General features: G+C 56.9%; 15 protein-coding genes. 2 read left to right on the forward strand and 13 right to left on the reverse strand.

Annotation, left to right across the window (positions count from 1 at the left end):
• The first annotated feature begins 63 nt into the window (after nt 1-63).
• Nucleotides 64-390 carry a thioredoxin gene (trxA, locus tag BLS30_RS02400; RefSeq protein ID WP_046477906.1) on the forward strand — a complete coding sequence of 109 codons (327 nt, stop codon included), beginning with the start codon at nt 64-66 and terminating at the stop codon, nt 388-390.
• Between the two features lie 64 nt (nt 391-454).
• On the opposite strand, the gene BLS30_RS02405 is transcribed toward trxA, so the two are convergent.
• From BLS30_RS02405 to aroA, 13 genes are all read right to left on the reverse strand, one after another.
• On the reverse strand, nt 455-1798 hold the full coding sequence (locus tag BLS30_RS02405; protein WP_090226344.1) for a bifunctional folylpolyglutamate synthase/dihydrofolate synthase: 1344 nt from the start codon (nt 1796-1798) through the stop codon (nt 455-457).
• 216 nt (nt 1799-2014) lie between these two features.
• Nucleotides 2015-3127, reverse strand: a complete 1113-nt coding sequence (gene accD / locus BLS30_RS02410; protein WP_046477904.1) for an acetyl-CoA carboxylase, carboxyltransferase subunit beta — start codon at nt 3125-3127, stop codon at nt 2015-2017.
• A gap of 184 nt (nt 3128-3311) precedes the next feature.
• Nucleotides 3312-4133, reverse strand: a complete 822-nt coding sequence (gene trpA / locus BLS30_RS02415; protein WP_046477903.1) for a tryptophan synthase subunit alpha — start codon at nt 4131-4133, stop codon at nt 3312-3314.
• Nucleotides 4134-4321: 188 nt separating this feature from the next.
• Nucleotides 4322-6835 carry a putative bifunctional diguanylate cyclase/phosphodiesterase gene (locus BLS30_RS02420; protein WP_052743785.1) on the reverse strand — a complete coding sequence of 838 codons (2514 nt, stop codon included), beginning with the start codon at nt 6833-6835 and terminating at the stop codon, nt 4322-4324.
• Between the two features lie 132 nt (nt 6836-6967).
• Nucleotides 6968-8119, reverse strand: a complete 1152-nt coding sequence (dctP, locus tag BLS30_RS02425; protein WP_082101067.1) for a TRAP transporter substrate-binding protein DctP — start codon at nt 8117-8119, stop codon at nt 6968-6970.
• Between the two features lie 245 nt (nt 8120-8364).
• Complete coding sequence (gene trpB / locus BLS30_RS02430; RefSeq protein WP_046477902.1) at nt 8365-9618, reverse strand: tryptophan synthase subunit beta; 1254 nt, start codon at nt 9616-9618, stop codon at nt 8365-8367.
• Nucleotides 9619-9771: 153 nt separating this feature from the next.
• Complete coding sequence (locus BLS30_RS02435; protein WP_090227325.1) at nt 9772-10440, reverse strand: phosphoribosylanthranilate isomerase; 669 nt, start codon at nt 10438-10440, stop codon at nt 9772-9774.
• 48 nt (nt 10441-10488) lie between these two features.
• A complete protein-coding gene (locus tag BLS30_RS02440) occupies nt 10489-10839 on the reverse strand; it encodes a hypothetical protein (RefSeq protein WP_090226347.1) in 351 nt (116 codons plus the stop codon).
• Nucleotides 10840-11011: 172 nt separating this feature from the next.
• On the reverse strand, nt 11012-11308 hold the full coding sequence (ihfB, locus tag BLS30_RS02445) for an integration host factor subunit beta (protein ID WP_046477900.1): 297 nt from the start codon (nt 11306-11308) through the stop codon (nt 11012-11014).
• Between the two features lie 35 nt (nt 11309-11343).
• Complete coding sequence (gene sppA / locus BLS30_RS02450) at nt 11344-12312, reverse strand: signal peptide peptidase SppA (protein ID WP_046477899.1); 969 nt, start codon at nt 12310-12312, stop codon at nt 11344-11346.
• Between the two features lie 246 nt (nt 12313-12558).
• Nucleotides 12559-14292 carry a 30S ribosomal protein S1 gene (rpsA, locus tag BLS30_RS02455; protein ID WP_046477898.1) on the reverse strand — a complete coding sequence of 578 codons (1734 nt, stop codon included), beginning with the start codon at nt 14290-14292 and terminating at the stop codon, nt 12559-12561.
• A 236-nt stretch (nt 14293-14528) separates the two neighbouring features.
• Nucleotides 14529-15155, reverse strand: a complete 627-nt coding sequence (gene cmk / locus BLS30_RS02460) for a (d)CMP kinase (RefSeq protein WP_046477897.1) — start codon at nt 15153-15155, stop codon at nt 14529-14531.
• Nucleotides 15156-15160: 5 nt separating this feature from the next.
• Entirely contained in the window at nt 15161-16498 is a 1338-nt protein-coding gene (gene aroA, locus BLS30_RS02465; RefSeq protein ID WP_046477896.1) for a 3-phosphoshikimate 1-carboxyvinyltransferase, read from the reverse strand.
• 240 nt (nt 16499-16738) lie between these two features.
• Between aroA and BLS30_RS02470 the strand changes: the two genes are divergently transcribed.
• Nucleotides 16739-17161, forward strand: coding sequence for a TIGR02300 family protein (locus BLS30_RS02470; protein ID WP_244512346.1), 423 nt, complete (start codon nt 16739-16741; stop codon nt 17159-17161).
• Nucleotides 17162-17201: the final 40 nt, after the last annotated feature.

The raw sequence follows: 17201 nt of genomic DNA on the forward strand, positions 1-17201 counted from the left end.
TTTTCTGGCGCCGTGGGGGCGTGTCCTACGCCCGCGCAATTAATCCAACTGGAGAATCGATACATGGCCGTGACCGTTTCCGACACCACGTTCGACGAGGTTGTTCTGAAGTCCGATAAGCCGGTACTCGTCGACTTCTTCGCCGAATGGTGCGGCCCTTGCAAGGCAATGGCACCCGCGCTCGAGCAGGTCGCCGAAGCCCTGAAGGACAGCGTTACCGTGGTGAAGGTTGACGTCGACCAAAGCCCCGGCATCACGCAGAAGTACGGCATTCGCGCCATGCCGACACTGATGTTGTTCCGGGGTGGAGAAGTTGCGGCGCAGCACGTTGGGGCGCTTACGCAGCGCGCTTCTCTCGAGAAGTGGCTGAACGCGTCAATCGCCGCGTAAGTTACATCCGGCGTTACCTTGAAAAGGCCGCGTACGATAAGTGCGCGGCTTTTTCATTCGGGGATTAGTTTGATTGGGCTTCGACGCCCTCCTGCAAGGCCAGAACTTGGCCCGCAAGATACAAGGATCCACAAATCAACACGCGTTTGGGACCGGGATGCAGGCGCTCGATGGTTGCGAGCGCGGCAGGGACAGAGCTTTGCTCTTCCGCCGAGATCCCCGCAGAACGTGCTGATTCGGCAACGGCCTGAGGCGTATGCGGTGCCTCATGGGCGCCGGGAATAGGAACCGAGTAAATCTGGCGCGCAAGGCCGCGGAAATTCGCGACGAAGCCGGTCACGTCCTTCAAACCCATCATTCCCAATACGAGATAGAGTGGGCGTGGACTGCGCTCCTCCAGATCGGCCAGAGCCTGAGCGATCATTGCCCCAGCAGCTGGATTATGGCCGCCATCCAGCCAGAGTTCCGATCCTCTGTGCAGCATATCCGGGAGCGGACCATCATGGAGCCGTTGCATGCGGGCCGGCCAAACGGCGTTCATCACCCCCTGCTCGATGGCTTCCTCTGACAGCGCGAAGCGCGGCATTTCCAGCGCGGCTGTCACGGCCGTCGCGGCATTGACGATCTGGTGCGGGCCGATCAGGCTCGGCATCTGCAGGTCCAAAAGCTGTTCATGACGCTGCACCACCAGCCGGCCACGCTGTTCGTAGGCATCGAAATCACGTCCCCACGCGATCATCCGGCTGCCTACACGCTCGGCCGTTTCCCCAATTGCGGACAGAGCCTCGTCGGGCTGCATGGAGACGACAACCGGAACACCTGGTTTGATAATACCTGCCTTTTCGGTCGCGATCTGAGCCAGCGTGTCGCCCAGCTTGTCAGCGTGATCCAGCGAAATCGGCGTGATGACAGAGATTTCGGGTTTGGCGATCACATTGGTGGCGTCGAGCCGACCGCCAAGGCCTACTTCCAAAAGGAGAATGTCCGCTGGATTCTCAGCATATGCGAGGAACGCAGCAGCGGTCGTGATCTCAAATTGCGTGATGTCATCGCCATTGTTAACGGCCTGTGTCCGGCTCAGAACGTCCACGAGATCGGCTTCAGAGATCGCCTGCGCCGGTTCACCAGAACGCCCAGCCAACGTGATGCGCTCATGGAACCGAACAAGGTGCGGTGACGTGTAGACGTGAGCGCGCAGGCCCGCTGCCTCGAAGATGGACCTCAGGAACGCCGTCGTAGATCCCTTGCCGTTGGTGCCGGCAACATGGACGACGGGAGGCAATCGCTTGTGGGGATCTCCGAGCTTGGCCAAAAGGCGTTCAATCCGCCCCAAGGACAGATCGATCAGTTTTGGGTGCAGAGACTTCAACTCGGCAAGGAGTTGCGTGCTTCTGGAGTTCTCGCTCATCTGGTGCCCACGCCGGTTTTCTTGCGCGCTGGAGTTTCCGAGCTGCGGCTGAACCGCCTTGTTATGACTTTCGTCCTGTGGCCTTCTCAAGGTGAGATCGCACTTTCACCTGCCACATCTATATGCGCTCGCATAGTGAAATAGTGCCAATCGAAAAAATCTATTTGTGAGAAGGCTAGGCTTGTCCCCGCGATGCGACGATGAGCATTCCCTCTATCAAGCGTCCGATTTCGGAGGCTGAGCCTGTGTTTGCTCGGCTGCTTTCTCGGACTTTTGCGCCTTGGTGCCCGTACGTTTCGGCTCGAAACGCTCAGCCTCCGTCACCGGTTCGGCTTCGACCACACTCTCGGCTTCATTTTGGGAAGCGGCAGGATCCTCAATGCGCTCATTAGGCGCTACAGCGTCAGCCTTGGCATATGCTTTCCCATTCATACGCTTAGGGGCAGCTGGGGCTTTCTCTCGCTCTGCCTTGTCCAAGGCGGGCTTCATCAGGAGCCTGCAAACGCGGGCGATGGTTGCTCGCAATTTGTGACGATGCACGACCATGTCGATCATGCCATGCTCAAGTAGATATTCGGAGCGTTGGAAGCCTTCCGGAAGCTGTTCGCGGATCGTTTGCTGGATCACGCGCGGCCCAGCGAAGCAAATCAATGCGCCCGGCTCAGCAATATGAACGTCGCCCAGCATCGCATAGGACGCGGTTACACCCCCTGTCGTGGGGTCGGTCAGGACGACAATGTAAGGCAGTTTGGCGTCTCGCAGCGCCTGAACGGCAATGGTCGTGCGCGGCATTTGCATCAACGACATGATGCCTTCCTGCATGCGCGCTCCACCCGATGCTGCGAACAGAATGAAGGGCGTTTTTCGCTCTACGGCACGCAACATACCGGCGATGATGGCCTCACCAGCTGCCATGCCGAGAGAGCCTGCCATGAATCGGAAATCTTGTGCAGCGGCCACAACATTCTGGCCGTCGAGCAGGCCTTCGCCGACGACAACAGCATCATCCAACTCCGTCGCGGACTTGGCATCCCGCAAACGGTCCGGGTAGCGTCGGCCATCACGGAATTTGAGCGGATCAGTCGCCGCACCGGGAACCGGCACTTTTTCATAAACGCCCGCGTCGAATAGCATTTTCATGCGATCGACGGCGCTCACACGCTCATGATAGTCCGACCCAGGAAAGACGAACTGATTGGCTTCCAGATCCTTATGGAACACCATGTTCCCCGTTACCGGGCATGTGCGCCACAGGTTGTCCGGCACCTCGCGCTTCGTGGTTAAGAAGCTGCGGATTTTGGGGCGGACGACGTTGTTAATCCAGTTCACGCTAAACGGCTCCTCGCTTATTGGAGCATATGGGTTGACGGTCTTTCAAATCCTAGCACGGCTTTATCCTGACTCTTAGCCGATCCCTCTAGATAAGGTAACGCAAGTGCGACATCGTCGCCTGGCCGGTTTACGGCCTCTAGGTCACAAGCTGCAATATATTGCCAGATTGTCGCGACCAAACTCAGTTACGCAGAGCCGCGCTTAGATCCCTCACAAGATTCAAGACGGCTGGTACCGTCCCGTCAGTTGCTCCACCCTTATCGTCAAGGCTCTGCGCGATGGCCGTGACAAGTGCTGAACCGACCACGACGGCATCGGCCCCCTTCGCCAAGGCTTTGGCTTGTTCGCCCGTGCGAACTCCGAAGCCCACCGCAACCGGCAATTTCGTTGAAGCTTTAATGCGCGCTACCTGTGCGTGCACTTCGTCAACAACTGGCGCGGCGGCGCCGGTAATACCGGTAATGGACACATAATAGACGAAACCTGATGTATTGGCGAGGACCGCGGGCAAACGGTGTTCATCTGTTGTGGGGGTCGCCAGACGGATGAAGTTCAGTCCCCGCTGGATGGCCGGCAGACAAAGCTCTTCGTCAGCTTCGGGTGGAACATCGACGACAATCAGTCCATCCACGCCAGCGGCCTTCGCGTCATCGAGGAAGCTTTCCGCAGGATAGACGTAAATAGGGTTGTAGTATCCCATCAAAACGATTGGCGTATCGGCATCCTGCTTGCGGAAGTCTGCGACCAATTCAAGCGTCTTCTTCATGGTCTGGCCAGATTTCAGCGCACGTAGTGAAGAGGCCTGAATTGCAGGGCCATCGGCCATTGGGTCAGAAAATGGCATACCCAACTCGATGATGTCAGCACCTGCTTCAGGAAGACCTGACAGGATGCGACGTGCGGTTTCCAGGTCGGGATCACCTGCGCTTACGAAGGTTACGAGTGCTGCTCGGCCTTCCTGATTCAGCGCTGCAAAGCGTTTGTCGATGCGTGTTTCGGTCATGTTTCGTGTATATCAATTATGGCGGGACGATACTGCGGGATTGCAGCGGCGCGGCGTCGATTTGCGGGAAAAGCAACCCGAAATTCGGGGGCATGCGGCCAATTCGCGACCGTCGTTTCCCTCCCTTAGCACTCCCGGAAGGTTAGTGGTAGAAAGAAGTGCGCGGACCGTACCTCCGGCCACAAATCTCAGGCCGAACGTAGCTCACTGTGCTTCAGAGACGCGACGCGCGCAGCTTCCATTTGTCCGTTCATCGCACCTAGCCGACCGTGAAACGTATTCACGAAATCATCGCGCAGCCACGTTTCGAGCTGCAGCGCGTCCATCGGCTGCGCAAAGAGATATCCTTGGCCTCCGACGCACTCGTTCATACGCAGAAATTCCGCCTGCTCGCAGGTCTCAATTCCTTCAGCAATAACGGAGAGATTTAGCTGCCGCGCCATCGCAATGATGGATGTCACAATCGCCACGCTGTTGGAGTCAGAGGGCAAGTTATGCACGAAAGAACGGTCAATCTTGAGATTTTGGAACGGCAGCTTCGATAGATACAACAACGAAGAATAGCCCGTACCAAAATCATCGATCGAAACCGAGGTGCCTAACGCATTGAGCTCGCCCAACGTCTTCTCGACAACATCGAAGTCGTCAATGAGCATTGTCTCAGTAATCTCAAGTTCCAGCGCGCAAGGCTTCAAGTCTGTTTGCTCAAGTATGTTTTTTATTTTTTCGACAAACAGCGGGTCCTTAAATTGCCTCGCAGCGACGTTTACGGCGATTTTGACGTTGGTCAGCCCGCCCTGCCGCCAACGCGCAGCTTGCGTGCAGGCCTGGCGCAGCAAACGTTCTCCAAGCTCAATGATAATCGGCGAAGTTTCGGCGATCGGAATGAATTTATTCGGCGGCACCTGGCCTAAAACCGGATGCTCCCAACGCGCCAGTGCTTCAAGGCCAATCAGTGCGCCGCTCTTGAGGTCGATCTGCGGCTGATAGACCAACGAGAATTCGTCCTTCTGGATACCGAGAGCCGCGTCTCGTTCCAGAATTTGTTTTTCGCGGATCAACTCGTGCAATTCTTCGTCATATATTTCACACGTCGCGCGACCGGATTGCTTCGCTTGATACAGCGCATGATCTGCCTTGATGAAAAGCTCATCCGAGTCGGATGCGTGCTGAGGGAAGCAGCTCACGCCAATACTCGAAGAGGTGGCGATGCTCTTGCCATCGATATACATCGGGAGCCGAACGGCCTCCGCGATACGATCGGAGACCTCAGCGATTTCACGCACATCCGAGACCTTCCGGAATACGATCGCTAATTCGTCGCCGCCCAGCCGGCCGACGATGTCGTCCTCGCGCACGCATGCAGCAATTCTCCGCGCCGCCTCGCGAATTACGGAGTCCCCGACAGGATGCCCATAGGTGTCGTTGATCGTCTTGAACTTATCGATGTCGAGGATCGCGAGCGCCATGGTTCCATTGGCGATTCGCGCTTCACTCACATACTGCTGGAGACGCGCCTGAAGTTTTCGGCGGTTGGGGAGCCCCGTGAGGGTATCGTAATGTGCTAGATGCGCGATACGCGCCTGAAAACGGCGTTGCTCCACGGCGATCCCAACGAGATGCGATATCGTCCGAAAGAATTCGAGTTCGGCATCGGTCGGTTCACGCGGCTCGCGGTAGTAAAGGGCAATTGTGCCCAGAACCTCATCGTCGGAAGAGATTACCGGCAGCGACCAACATGCGCGAAGGCCGGTTCGCGCCACGAGGTCACGGATACCGGCCCAATACGGATGAGTTAACACATCCGATACGATCACAAGTTCTCGCGTGTAAGCAGCGGTTCCGCATGACCCCACGCCGTGCCCGATCTGAACTCCGTTAATTGAGTTCCTAAAAAACTCGGGAAGGCTGGGGGAGACACCGTCCTTAAAGCGGGTGCCGGATTCATCCAGTAGCAAGATGGAGCAGACGGTATCCGGCTTCAATCGCTCAACAGATTGGACGAGTGTCAGAAGCACCTGCTTGAGCGGCATTCCTGTCGCAAGCTGCTCAAGTACGACGCTCCGGCTATTTTGGAGATCTTCAGCCCATTGCCTATTTCGGATGTTGCGCCACACGAGCGCGCCGCAAAACGTACTAATCAACGTTACGAAACCCAAGAGCCCGAGGAAGGCGAACATGCTGCGCCGTTCGAGTTCCACAGCACGTTCGGTTAGGTCAATTTTGACGTTGACGGCCCCTTTGTAACCCGCGGTGCTTTCGATGGGAACGTAGGCCTCAGCGACAAGGCGGGGCCTGGATTCGCCACCCTCGTATTCAATGAGTTCGGTGTAGCTCTTGTCATTACGGATGGCGGCTTGCACGTGATCCGTTGGAATGCTCAGGCGGAAATCTCCTGACCATGAGGAGAATGCAACCGCACCGCGTTCATCGAGGATTTGATAATTGAGGACATTGCCGGTTGCCGTCGCAAAATCAAACGTCATCCGGTCTTCGTTGGTGATGAGGCCCGCCGATAGGAGGCCATCCAGCCCTCGAAGATTATTCTCCAGGTATTGCGCCCAGTGTACAGCCGTATACCGCCCCTCCTTCTTGAGGATGAAATGACGGGCTTTGCCCAGCGCAACCCAGCTTGCTGCGACTGCCGCGACAATCACAATCAACGTAGACAGGAGTAGTTTGGCGTCTTGGCTCAACCTCATGGCGTGCAGCCTACGGTCAAATTATTATTTATTTCCTTGATCCCAAAATCCAATACACTTGTACCGATGCATGAACATCTCAAAGGAAACTTTCAATGAGCCACTTTTATTGAAATTCGATTAAATTTCACATTAGCTGTAATTCAGGCGCAGGCCTTTGATCATGTCTGGGGTTACATATCCGAGGCTATTAGACATCATATAATCCAATTGAATTTTGAATATGTGCGCCGCTTTCGGCCCCTTATTGGCCCAGGCAAACCATCGAGGTATCGCGAGTCTCGTAAACCTCTCGACATCCTCCTGGCCAAGCCGATTGATTGTCGACCCCGCTTCTGCAAATTTTTTCCACGCCGCGACATCAGCCGCCTGGATCGTTGCGTGGTGGAAGTCCGAATAGCAGCGCAGCTCTGACTCGATGAATTTCTTCAAATGGTCAGGCAGCTCATTCCAGCGCTTCATGCTCACAGTGAGATCCATAAGGTCCACCGACTGGTAGATTGATGGGTAACCGGGCGGCCCCATGGATATGTATTTCGTCACATCCTGCAGGCCCAGCGCGTAGTTGACGGAAGGTCCGACGTAGTCCGCTGCGTCGATGACGCCGGAACGCAGCGCTTCAACGATCTCGCTACCCGGTATCATTGTCGTTGCAGCTCCCGCCGCCTGAAATACCTCGGCTACAATGCCACCGGGCATGCGTATCTTGCGACCGCGGAAATCATCAATCGATCTGATGGGTACCCGGGAGTGGATGATGTTGGGGCCATGTTGGATGGGCCCGACATAAAACATCCCGTGCTCGGCGAAGGCTTCGCGGGCCAGTTCCAGCCCTCCAAGCCCATAGAAGAAGACATCCCACTCGTTAGCGTGTCGCATGGCCAACGGGTACGAACAGAGAAAGACAGCCGTCGGCATGCGCCCAGCCCAATAGAGCGTGAACGAGTTCATCGCATCCAAAGTGCCGTCCCTGAGTGCGTCGAAGAGCTGGAAGCCGCCGACGAGTTCTTCCGCCGCAAAGGGATGGAATGCAAGCTCACCGCCCGTCTTTTCGACGATGCCGTTACACCAGTCCTCGAAGATCTGAAGACCGATGCCGGCCGGCCATGACGTCTGGACCCGCCACGTGGTGCCAACTTCTCTACCTGAAACCACCGCGGGGGCCTTGATGTTGGCAACCCTATCTTGCTTGGCTCCGCGAGAACTCGATCCGCCAACAAACCCGGCTACGGAGGCTGTCGCCAATCCGACGGCGGAACCGGCTAAGAACGTTCGTCGTTTCATGGGCACCACTCAACGCCAAAACTTAAAATACAATATTTAGAAATTCATTTTTATAAATTTTTACCGACTGCTATTCGGAAACCAATAATCAAATCCGCCAATCTTCCTCCCTATTGCGGGGAATAAACAATCAGATACTCAAAAAATATTAAGCTCGAGTTGCATTTTCAGCAACCCGAGCTCAATTTTTTGCATCAAGGATCGTGTCTTCGATCTTTTTAGCGAATGCCTTTCTGAGGCAAGGTTCAGATGTCCATGCCGAGATGGCCAGCGACAGTGAAAACATCCTTATCGCCGCGTCCGCACATATTCATGACCAATAGATCATTTTGAGGAAGCGTCGGCGCAAGCTTGGCCACGTGTGCAAGGGCATGCGATGGCTCCAAAGCCGGAATGATGCCTTCCAGACGCGTGCAAAGCTGGAATGCATCCAACGCCTCCTTGTCCGTTACCGAGACGTATTTGACCCGCCCTGTATCCTTCAGCCAGGAATGCTCTGGCCCCACTCCGGGATAATCGAGTCCGGCAGAGATTGAGTGCCCTTCGAGAATCTGGCCGTCGCCGTCCTGCAAGAGATACGTGCGGTTGCCATGAAGTACGCCAGGGCGCCCTCCATTCATCGAAGCAGCATGGCCATTCGACACCTCAAGACCGTATCCTCCGGCTTCGACGCCATAAATCTTGACGCCTTCATCATCCAGGAATGGATGGAACAGGCCAATGGCATTGGAGCCGCCGCCAATACAAGCGACAAGCGTATCCGGCAGACGACCTTCTGCTGCCATCATCTGCTCGCGCACCTCGCGGCCGATGATGGATTGAAAGTCGCGAACCATTGCCGGGTAGGGATGCGGTCCTGCTGCGGTACCAATGATGTAGTAGGTATCATGGACGTTGGTGACCCAATCGCGCAACGCCTCGTTCATCGCGTCCTTCAGAGTGCCCGCACCGCTGGTCACGGGGTTCACCTTCGCCCCCAGCATGTGCATACGCACGACGTTAGGCTTTTGCCGTTCGACGTCGGTCTTGCCCATGTAGACTTCGCAAGGCAGGCCGAAACGCGCACAGACGGTTGCGACCGCGACGCCGTGCTGGCCAGCGCCTGTCTCAGCGATGATGCGGGTTTTGCCCATGCGTTTGGCCAAAAGGATCTGGCCAAGGCAATTATTGATTTTATGGGACCCTGTGTGGTTCAGCTCATCGCGCTTGAAGTAAATTTTCGCGCCCTTGTCGCCGCCTGCTACACCTCGCAAATGCTCGGTCAATCGTTCGGCAAAGTACAGCGGGCTCGGACGGCCGCCGTAATAGGTCATCAAGTAGGTAAGCTCTTCCGCGAATGCCGGGTCTGCTTTGGCAGCGTTATACGCGTTCTCCAGCTCCAGGATTAGCGGCATCAAGGTTTCGGCTACAAAGCGACCGCCGAAGAGACCAAAGTGTCCGCGCTCGTCTGGACCGGTCACGTAGCTATTGAGTTTGTTAGGCTGGTTGGTGGTCGCCATATCGTTGGTATACGCTCCTTGTTGGTCGTGCCTGCCGTCGCGGTTCACACTGCCGGTGCCGGCGATGGGTAGCCTATTCCCGGCGACGCTCCAAGCGAACCTCTCCGTTCGCTTTTTCATCATGCCGGCCGACAGATCTTCCCGATGGCCTCGCTATCTTGCCGCGACGCTAGTCGATTTTGCCGTTTCAAGGAACCGCACAATACGTTGCGGGTCTTTGATGCCTGGCGCCTTTTCGACGCCGGAGGACACATCAACGATCGCGGCTCCGGTCAGGCGGATTGCTTCGCGGACGTTTTCAGCGTTCAACCCGCCGGCTAACGCGAAGTCAAATCGGCGCGCAACGCCGTCTAGAATTTTCCAGTCGAAACTGAGGCCGTTGCCACCTGGCAGGGCATCGCCTGCATCCGGGGGCGGAGCAGCATCGAACAATATCAAGTCGGCGCGACTAGGCCGCCGATAGGGCTCTGCCTTTTCCGCATCGCCTGGAGCTTTGATGCCGATCGCTTTTATAATGGCTGTATCGCCACGCGCCCGTAACTTGGCGACGCGTTCAGGGCTTTCATGCCCGTGCAGCTGTATAAGGTCGGGGGCCACTTCTGCACACACCCGATCAAACAGCTCATCATCCGGGTCAACAAGCAAAACAACCGAGCGCGCACGATTCCGCGCCGTATTCGCGAGCGCCTTCGCACCGGCGATATCTACGTGGCGTGGACTTTTCGGAAAAATCACGAAACCAACGAAGTCCGCACCAGCGGCAATCGCAGCTTCGAGGGCTTCCTGCGTGGTCAAGCCGCAGATTTTTACTTTTGGTTGCATTGGCTTAGGTCCATGCCATCCGTTGAGATAACGGACGCCGAGGAACACTTATCGCGAATTGGCAATAAGCTGTCGGCTGCCACCGGTTGCATTGGCATCGCGTTCACGGGTCAGCCGGTCGGCTTCAGCCTGCCAGCGTCGCGCTTCTTGGGTTCGCACGCGCGCTGCGTGACGCCAGTGGCCTTGTCCGAACCATACAGCCAGACCGCCCGCGATGATACCCAACGCCAGGACACCGAAGAGATAGGCATAAAAGGGAAGCACTAGAGATAGTGCCGGAGTGTCTGGTCGAAATGGATCGAGCACGAGACGCACATCATGGCGGTTAGCCACGGCTAGTGCAATCAAGACCAGCGCCATTGGGAAGGCGATTACGATCGTAAATATTCGTTGCAGCACGGTCAGCGCCCCGGATAACTACCAGCGCCCCCGGATCATAATTCGGAGTGCCCTGGCCGTTGTAGATTCCCATAACGGCCCACATCCTGCGAACCGACACAGCAAGTGAACCTTCCTTTGCGGTAATCTATACGACTTTTTTTCCGGCGACGGCAGCCCGCGTGAGAGAAGGTTAGTGACCCTTTTTCTTTGGCACATTAAGGCGGTCACGCAGCTCTTTGCCAGTCTTGAAGAACGGAACGAATTTTTCCTCGACTGGTACAGGCTCTCCAGTACGTGGGTTCCGGCCTTCACGTGCCGGACGGTGCTTGACGGTGAACGCGCCAAAGCCACGCAGTTCGACCCGGTCCCCGCGTGCCAGAGCATCAACGATTTCATCGAAAATCACGTTCACGATGCGCTCGACATCGCGATGATAGAGATGAGGGTTTGCAGCGGAAATCCGCTGGATCAGTTCGGACTTTATCACCGGCTGCCTCCCATGAGGAAAGTTGTTGTAATTATTCAATTTTTGGCAGGTTGCCAAACAGAAACAAGACCGTCAAGACTTAGTGAAGAAAGGTTTCCGTCACGGCTGGCGAATTGGGTCAGTCCCGCCACGCCCGCACCGACCAATCCGGCCGCCAAATTAGAGAGAGAAGCGGACAGCCCCCAACCCGAGTCGTCTTTCACTTTCCAGTCGACGACTTCAACATTCGCCGGAACGCCGCGTTTCTCTTTCAGCCAGCGAACCGCCTCGTCTTCTCCGCCGATCTCATCAACGAGTTTGTAATCTTGAGCCTGACGCCCCGAAAAGATGCGGCCTTCCTTCAATCCTGGCACCTCTGCAGCGGTAATACCGCGCCTGGCTTCGACAAGAGACAAGAACCACTTAAAGCCGTCATCGATCATCTCGGCCGTGACGTTGAGAGCTTCCTGATCCGCTACCTTAAAGGGAGAGGGCTCAGCCTTCAGCGCACCGCTCTTGACCTCGTTCATCTTCACGCCGATCTTGCCCAGGAGTTCGGTCACCTCAGGCCACTGCATCAGGACGCCGACGGACCCCGTGATCGTATTGCCGCGGGAAACGATGTGATCGGTTGCCAACCCAACGATGTAGCCTGCAGACGCGGCAACTGTACCGAATTGGGCCACCACTGGCTTTTTTTCGGCCACGTCGCGCAAGGCCGTGTAAAGCGCTTCTCCGCCAGTAGTCGTCCCACCAGGGCTGTTCACGAACAGCAAGACGCCGGCGACATGGTCGGCTTTAGCGATTTCGCGTAGCAATTGAAGCTGGCGGCGATCCTCGAGGATTGTGCCAACTATGGAAACCCGTGCAATTTGGGGCTTATTCAAGAAGCCCGATAGGCTCTTGTCGCTCATAAGTAGCGCGCCGACTGCCAGCAATAGGGCGAGTACGGCCAGAATACGCCAGGAAGCCATCTTGCGGCGCAAACGGCGGCGATCAAGGACGACTTCGGTCTCAACGCTCATTGATAGACTCCGGTGCGCACGTGTCGCCCGCTAGGTGGACTTACGCGCTGTTTCTGATTGCCTTTCACGTTAGGCAAGTATCGGGCCGTCTTCAATAATCGTTATTCGGGTCACTGAAACCGGAATCTTACAATTAAGGCGCACGATAGGCTAGCCCTATCGTGCGCCTTCCAAAGTTGTCTTGCGAACTTTATTCACATCACAGAACGGCGGTTTAAGACACCCCGACGTTCATGCATTGTGCGTTCAGTCCTGCTCTTCCTCGTCGGAGTCGTCGTCGCTCTGGCTCTTCTTGATCGCAGCGCCCAAGATGTCGCCGAGTGATGCGCCTGAATCGGACGAACCGTACTGAGCAACAGCCTTCTTCTCTTCGGCGATCTCCAGCGCTTTGATGGAAACGTTGATCCGGCGCGCCGCCTTGTCGAGGCTGATAACGGCAGCATCAAGCTTGTCGCCTACGCTGAAACGCTCAGGGCGCTGTTCGGAGCGGTCACGCGACAAGTCCGAACGCTTGATGAACGTGGTCAGGTCGGTATCGGCCAGCTTGACTTCGATGCCGTTCTCCTGAACGCCGATCACTTCGCAGGTTACGATCTCGCTCTTCTTGAATCCGCCAATGGTTTCGGCCGGATCGCCGCCCAACTGCTTGATACCGAGCGAAATGCGTTCTTTCTGGCTGTCAACATCGAGAACCACAGCCCTGACATTGTCGCCCTTCTTGAAGTCCTTGATGGCTTCGTCGCCAGCGCGGTTCCAGTCGAGGTCGGAGAGGTGGACCATACCGTCGACACCACCTTCGAGACCGATGAACAGACCGAATTCTGTGATGTTGCGGATCGGGCCTTCGACTTCCGTACCGCGCGGGTGCTGAGCCAGGAAGACTTCCCAAGGATTATCTTGCGTCTGCTTGAGACCCAGCGAGATACGACGCTTGTTGGAATCGACCTCAAGGATCTGAACTTCCACTTCCTGGCTCGTGGAAACGATCTTGCCTGGATGGATGTTCTTCTTGGTCCAGCTCATTTCGGAGACGTGGATCAAGCCCTCAACACCTGGCTCCAGCTCAACAAAGGCACCGTAATCGGCAATGTTCGTTACGGTTCCGGTGAAGCGACCGCCGACGGGGTACTTGGCTTCGATGCCTTCCCACGGATCGGACAGCAACTGCTTCATGCCGAGGCTGATGCGCTGCGTTTCCGGGTTGATGCGGATGATCTGCACCTTCACGGTATCGCCGACGTTGAGGATCTCGGAAGGATGGTTGACGCGGCGCCAAGCCATGTCGGTGACGTGAAGGAGACCATCGATACCACCGAGGTCGATGAACGCACCGTAGTCGGTGATGTTCTTGACCAGACCGTCGATAACCTGACCTTCTTCCAGGCGGGCGACGATGTCGGCGCGCTGTTCGGCACGCGTTTCTTCGAGAACGGAGCGGCGCGACACGACGATGTTGCCACGGCGACGGTCCATTTTGAGAATTTGGAAAGGCTGTTGCTGGTGCATCAGCGGGCCAATGTCGCGGACGGGGCGAATGTCGACCTGACTGCCCGGCAGGAAGGCCACTGCACCATCGAGGTCGACCGTAAAGCCGCCCTTGACCTTGTTAAAGATGACGCCCGTCACCTTTTCGCCAGCCTCGAACTGCTTTTCAAGACGGTTCCAGCTTTCCTCGCGGCGTGCTTTCTCACGGGACAGAACTGCTTCACCGAGCGCATTTTCGATGCGCTCAAGGTAGACTTCGACCTCATCGCCGATCTTGATTTCGGAACTGCCGCTGGTGGAGAACTCGCGCAGAGGAACGCGGCCTTCCATCTTCAAACCAACATCAATTACGGCCAGATCCTTCTCGATGCCGACCACCTTACCCGTGACGACGGCACCTTCATAAATGTCGTCCTTGGCTAGGCTTTCGGCCAGAAGGGCGGCAAACTCGTCCTGAGTGGGGTTAAGATCTTTTGAAAATTCGGTTTGCGACATACGCAGTTGCGCTCCTGAGTAATAGGGGGTTGATGCCGCCCCGTAGATAAAATCCGGGTCGTGGCATCGGTTGCTTTAGTCAATGATCCCAACGGATTAATGCTGGCCCAGCGGGAGCGTTCCCGCCGCCGCAACAAGCACGTCCGGCTCGATCATACGATTGGTGAATTTTGTTGCCGCCGCGATGAGTATCGCACCCTGCCAATAAGATTTGGGGCGTACGTCTTGCATACACCCTATTGGCCGATCTTCCTCTTGATCAATCCGACGGCGGCGTCGAATGCCGTTTCTATATCCATTTCGGTGGTATCGAGCAAGTCCGCGTCTTCGGCGCGGCGCATCGGGGCCGCGCCGCGCCCAGCATCGCGCGCATCGCGCGCGCGGATTAACTCCAGCATTTTCTCCATATCCGGGCTCTCGCCCGCCGCCTCATACTCGCGGAACCGGCGCTTGGCACGTTCTTCGACAGACGCGGTGACGAAGATCTTGGCGTCCGCATCCGGGCAAACCACGGTGCCTATGTCCCGTCCATCAAGTATGGCCCCCGGCAGCCGGTTCGCAAAACTGCGTTGATATTCCAGCAGCGCCGCCCGAACTTCGGGGATTTTCGCGACAATTGAAGCTGCCTCGCCGATACCGGGGGCGCGCAGCCCTGCATCGTCCAGCCGCACCGGGTCCAACGAACAGGCTAGCGTGGTAACTGCGCGCGTATCGTTAAGATCGTGGCCGAGCTCCAGACAATCGCGGGCGACAGCGCGATAAAGAAGGCCCGTATCAAGATAGTGGTAACCGAAATAGGCGGCGAGACGCCGGGCAAGAGTTCCTTTTCCCGATGCCGCTGGCCCGTCTATCGCGATGATCATAACGGTCACTCCGCAACCGCGTCGAACCGCGCTCCCAGCTTCTCTAAAAGACCAATGAACTCCGGGAAACTGGTGGCGATCATGGATGTATCGTCCACCTTGACCGGCTTTTCGGACGCGAAGCCCATGACCAGGAACGCCATTGCGATACGGTGATCGAGATGCGTGGCGACCACCCCGCCCCCTGAAACGCGGTCCGACCCAACCACGATCAAAGCATCTCCTTCAACGCGCGCGTTAACGCCGTTGACTTCAAGGCCCGCCGCAGTTGCCGCCAACCGGTCGCTTTCCTTGACCTTCAACTCGGCCAAGCCTTCCATGACGGTCTCGCCCTCAGCGAAAGCTGCCACGACGGCCAGGATAGGATATTCGTCAATCATAGACGGAGCACGTTCCGGCGGCACCCGAACGCCCTTCAGCGCGGAATGGCGCACACGGATGTCGGCAATCTGTTCGCCACCCTCCTCACGCTTATTCGCGTACGTGAGGTCGGCCCCCATTTCCTGGAGGGTCTTGTAGAAGCCAATGCGTGTATCGTTGATAAGGACGCCTTCGATCGTGACGTCTGATCCCGGCACCAAAACCGCAGCGGCGGCGAGAAAGGCTGCTGAAGAGGGATCAGCTGGCACCGCAACCTCGCGGCCCTGCATCTGCTGACCGCCCGTTACTGAGATCCGCGTTTTCCCATCGCCCCCGGCCGCTGTTGTAATTTCGGCTCCGAAGAAGCGGAGCATGCGCTCCGTATGGTCGCGGGTCGGTTCGGTCTCTATGACCGTCGTCGTGCCTGTCGCCTGCAAGCCCGCGATTAGAACCGCAGATTTGACTTGCGCGGAGGGAACGGGGAGTTCGTATTCAATCGGTACGAGATCGACGGTACCGCGCAATTTGAGTGGCAGCGTCTCGCGATCCTTGTTCTCGACCTGGAGCCCCATTTGCTTGAGTGGGTTCAGGACGCGGCTCATGGGACGACGGGAAAGAGACTCGTCCCCAATCATTTCGACGCTAACCGCCTGGCCGGCGACGACGCCCATGGCCAAACGTGCTCCAGTTCCCGAATTGCCGAAATCGAGCGGAACATCAGGCTGCTGGAACCCACCGAGCCCGCGGCCCTGCACCTGCCATACGTCCTTTGTCTTAGTTGCAGGCGCGCCCAACGCGCTGACGACCTTGGCCGTGTTGAGCACATCTTCCGACTCGAGCAATCCCGTGATCCGTGTCGTTCCCAGGCTGAGCGCACCGAAGAGCAGCGCACGATGGGAAATCGATTTGTCGCCGGGAACAGTGAGTTGGCCGGACAATGGTCCGGATCGAGTAGACGAAAGCGGCTTCGGAACGTAAGACATCGGCTTGGCACCGGTTATGCTGGGATTGCCGGGATTGGGGACGCAGCAGCCCGGGCTCTATAATCGGGAAGCGCGCAAATCTTGGCGTCTTAGAGCAAGCCGGCCATGCTCATGTCAATCGGCGTTGCTCAGGGATCTTTTTTCACCCCTGAACGCGAACGGATCGCCCTTTTGCGTTCGCATCTATATTAGAGAACTTTCGCTGTCACCGAAGGTTAGTTTTGACAGAGCGACGGTGGTATGGCAGAGGGCACGCTCTTTTTCCAGACGACAAAGGCACAACACCCCATGGTCAAGGACGCGCGCGGGATAAAACGCACCTGCCAGAGCAGCGAATGCGGTTCCCGATTTTATGATCTCAATCGCGATCCGATCGTTTGTCCGATTTGCGGCACGATCTACGAAATCGCGCATGCCCCTCCGGGCGCGGTGATCGACAAAGTCGACGAAGCGTCTGCACGTAAGACCAAGAAGTCCGAGTTCGCCAGCGCCGATGGTGAAGCGGATGAGAAGGACGAGGAGGAAGATCTCGTCGATGTCGAAGCCGACGATGATCTGGCCGATGCCGACGATGATACTTTCCTTGAAGATGAGGAAACCGACGGCGGTGATGTCTCCAATATTATTGGCGGCGCCCACGATGGGGACGAGGACGAAACCTAAGCCTGCGACGTGGCTAGGCGGGGCCAGAAACCACCCAGGG

The organism is Filomicrobium insigne, assembly GCF_900104305.1.
Lineage (GTDB): Bacteria > Pseudomonadota > Alphaproteobacteria > Rhizobiales > Hyphomicrobiaceae > Filomicrobium > Filomicrobium insigne.

Coding starts and splice junctions, on each gene's coding strand:
- dctP (WP_082101067.1), bottom strand. CDS start 8,119: ATGAAACGACGAACGTTCTTAGCCGGTTCCGCCGTCGGATTGGCGACA.
- trxA (WP_046477906.1), top strand. CDS start 64: ATGGCCGTGACCGTTTCCGACACCACGTTCGACGAGGTTGTTCTGAAG.
- rpsA (WP_046477898.1), bottom strand. CDS start 14,292: ATGTCGCAAACCGAATTTTCAAAAGATCTTAACCCCACTCAGGACGAG.
- BLS30_RS02435 (WP_090227325.1), bottom strand. CDS start 10,440: ATGCAACCAAAAGTAAAAATCTGCGGCTTGACCACGCAGGAAGCCCTC.
- trpB (WP_046477902.1), bottom strand. CDS start 9,618: ATGGCGACCACCAACCAGCCTAACAAACTCAATAGCTACGTGACCGGT.
- trpA (WP_046477903.1), bottom strand. CDS start 4,133: ATGACCGAAACACGCATCGACAAACGCTTTGCAGCGCTGAATCAGGAA.
- aroA (WP_046477896.1), bottom strand. CDS start 16,498: ATGTCTTACGTTCCGAAGCCGCTTTCGTCTACTCGATCCGGACCATTG.
- BLS30_RS02470 (WP_244512346.1), top strand. CDS start 16,739: ATGGCAGAGGGCACGCTCTTTTTCCAGACGACAAAGGCACAACACCCC.
- cmk (WP_046477897.1), bottom strand. CDS start 15,155: ATGATCATCGCGATAGACGGGCCAGCGGCATCGGGAAAAGGAACTCTT.
- BLS30_RS02420 (WP_052743785.1), bottom strand. CDS start 6,835: ATGAGGTTGAGCCAAGACGCCAAACTACTCCTGTCTACGTTGATTGTG.
- sppA (WP_046477899.1), bottom strand. CDS start 12,312: ATGAGCGTTGAGACCGAAGTCGTCCTTGATCGCCGCCGTTTGCGCCGC.
- BLS30_RS02405 (WP_090226344.1), bottom strand. CDS start 1,798: ATGAGCGAGAACTCCAGAAGCACGCAACTCCTTGCCGAGTTGAAGTCT.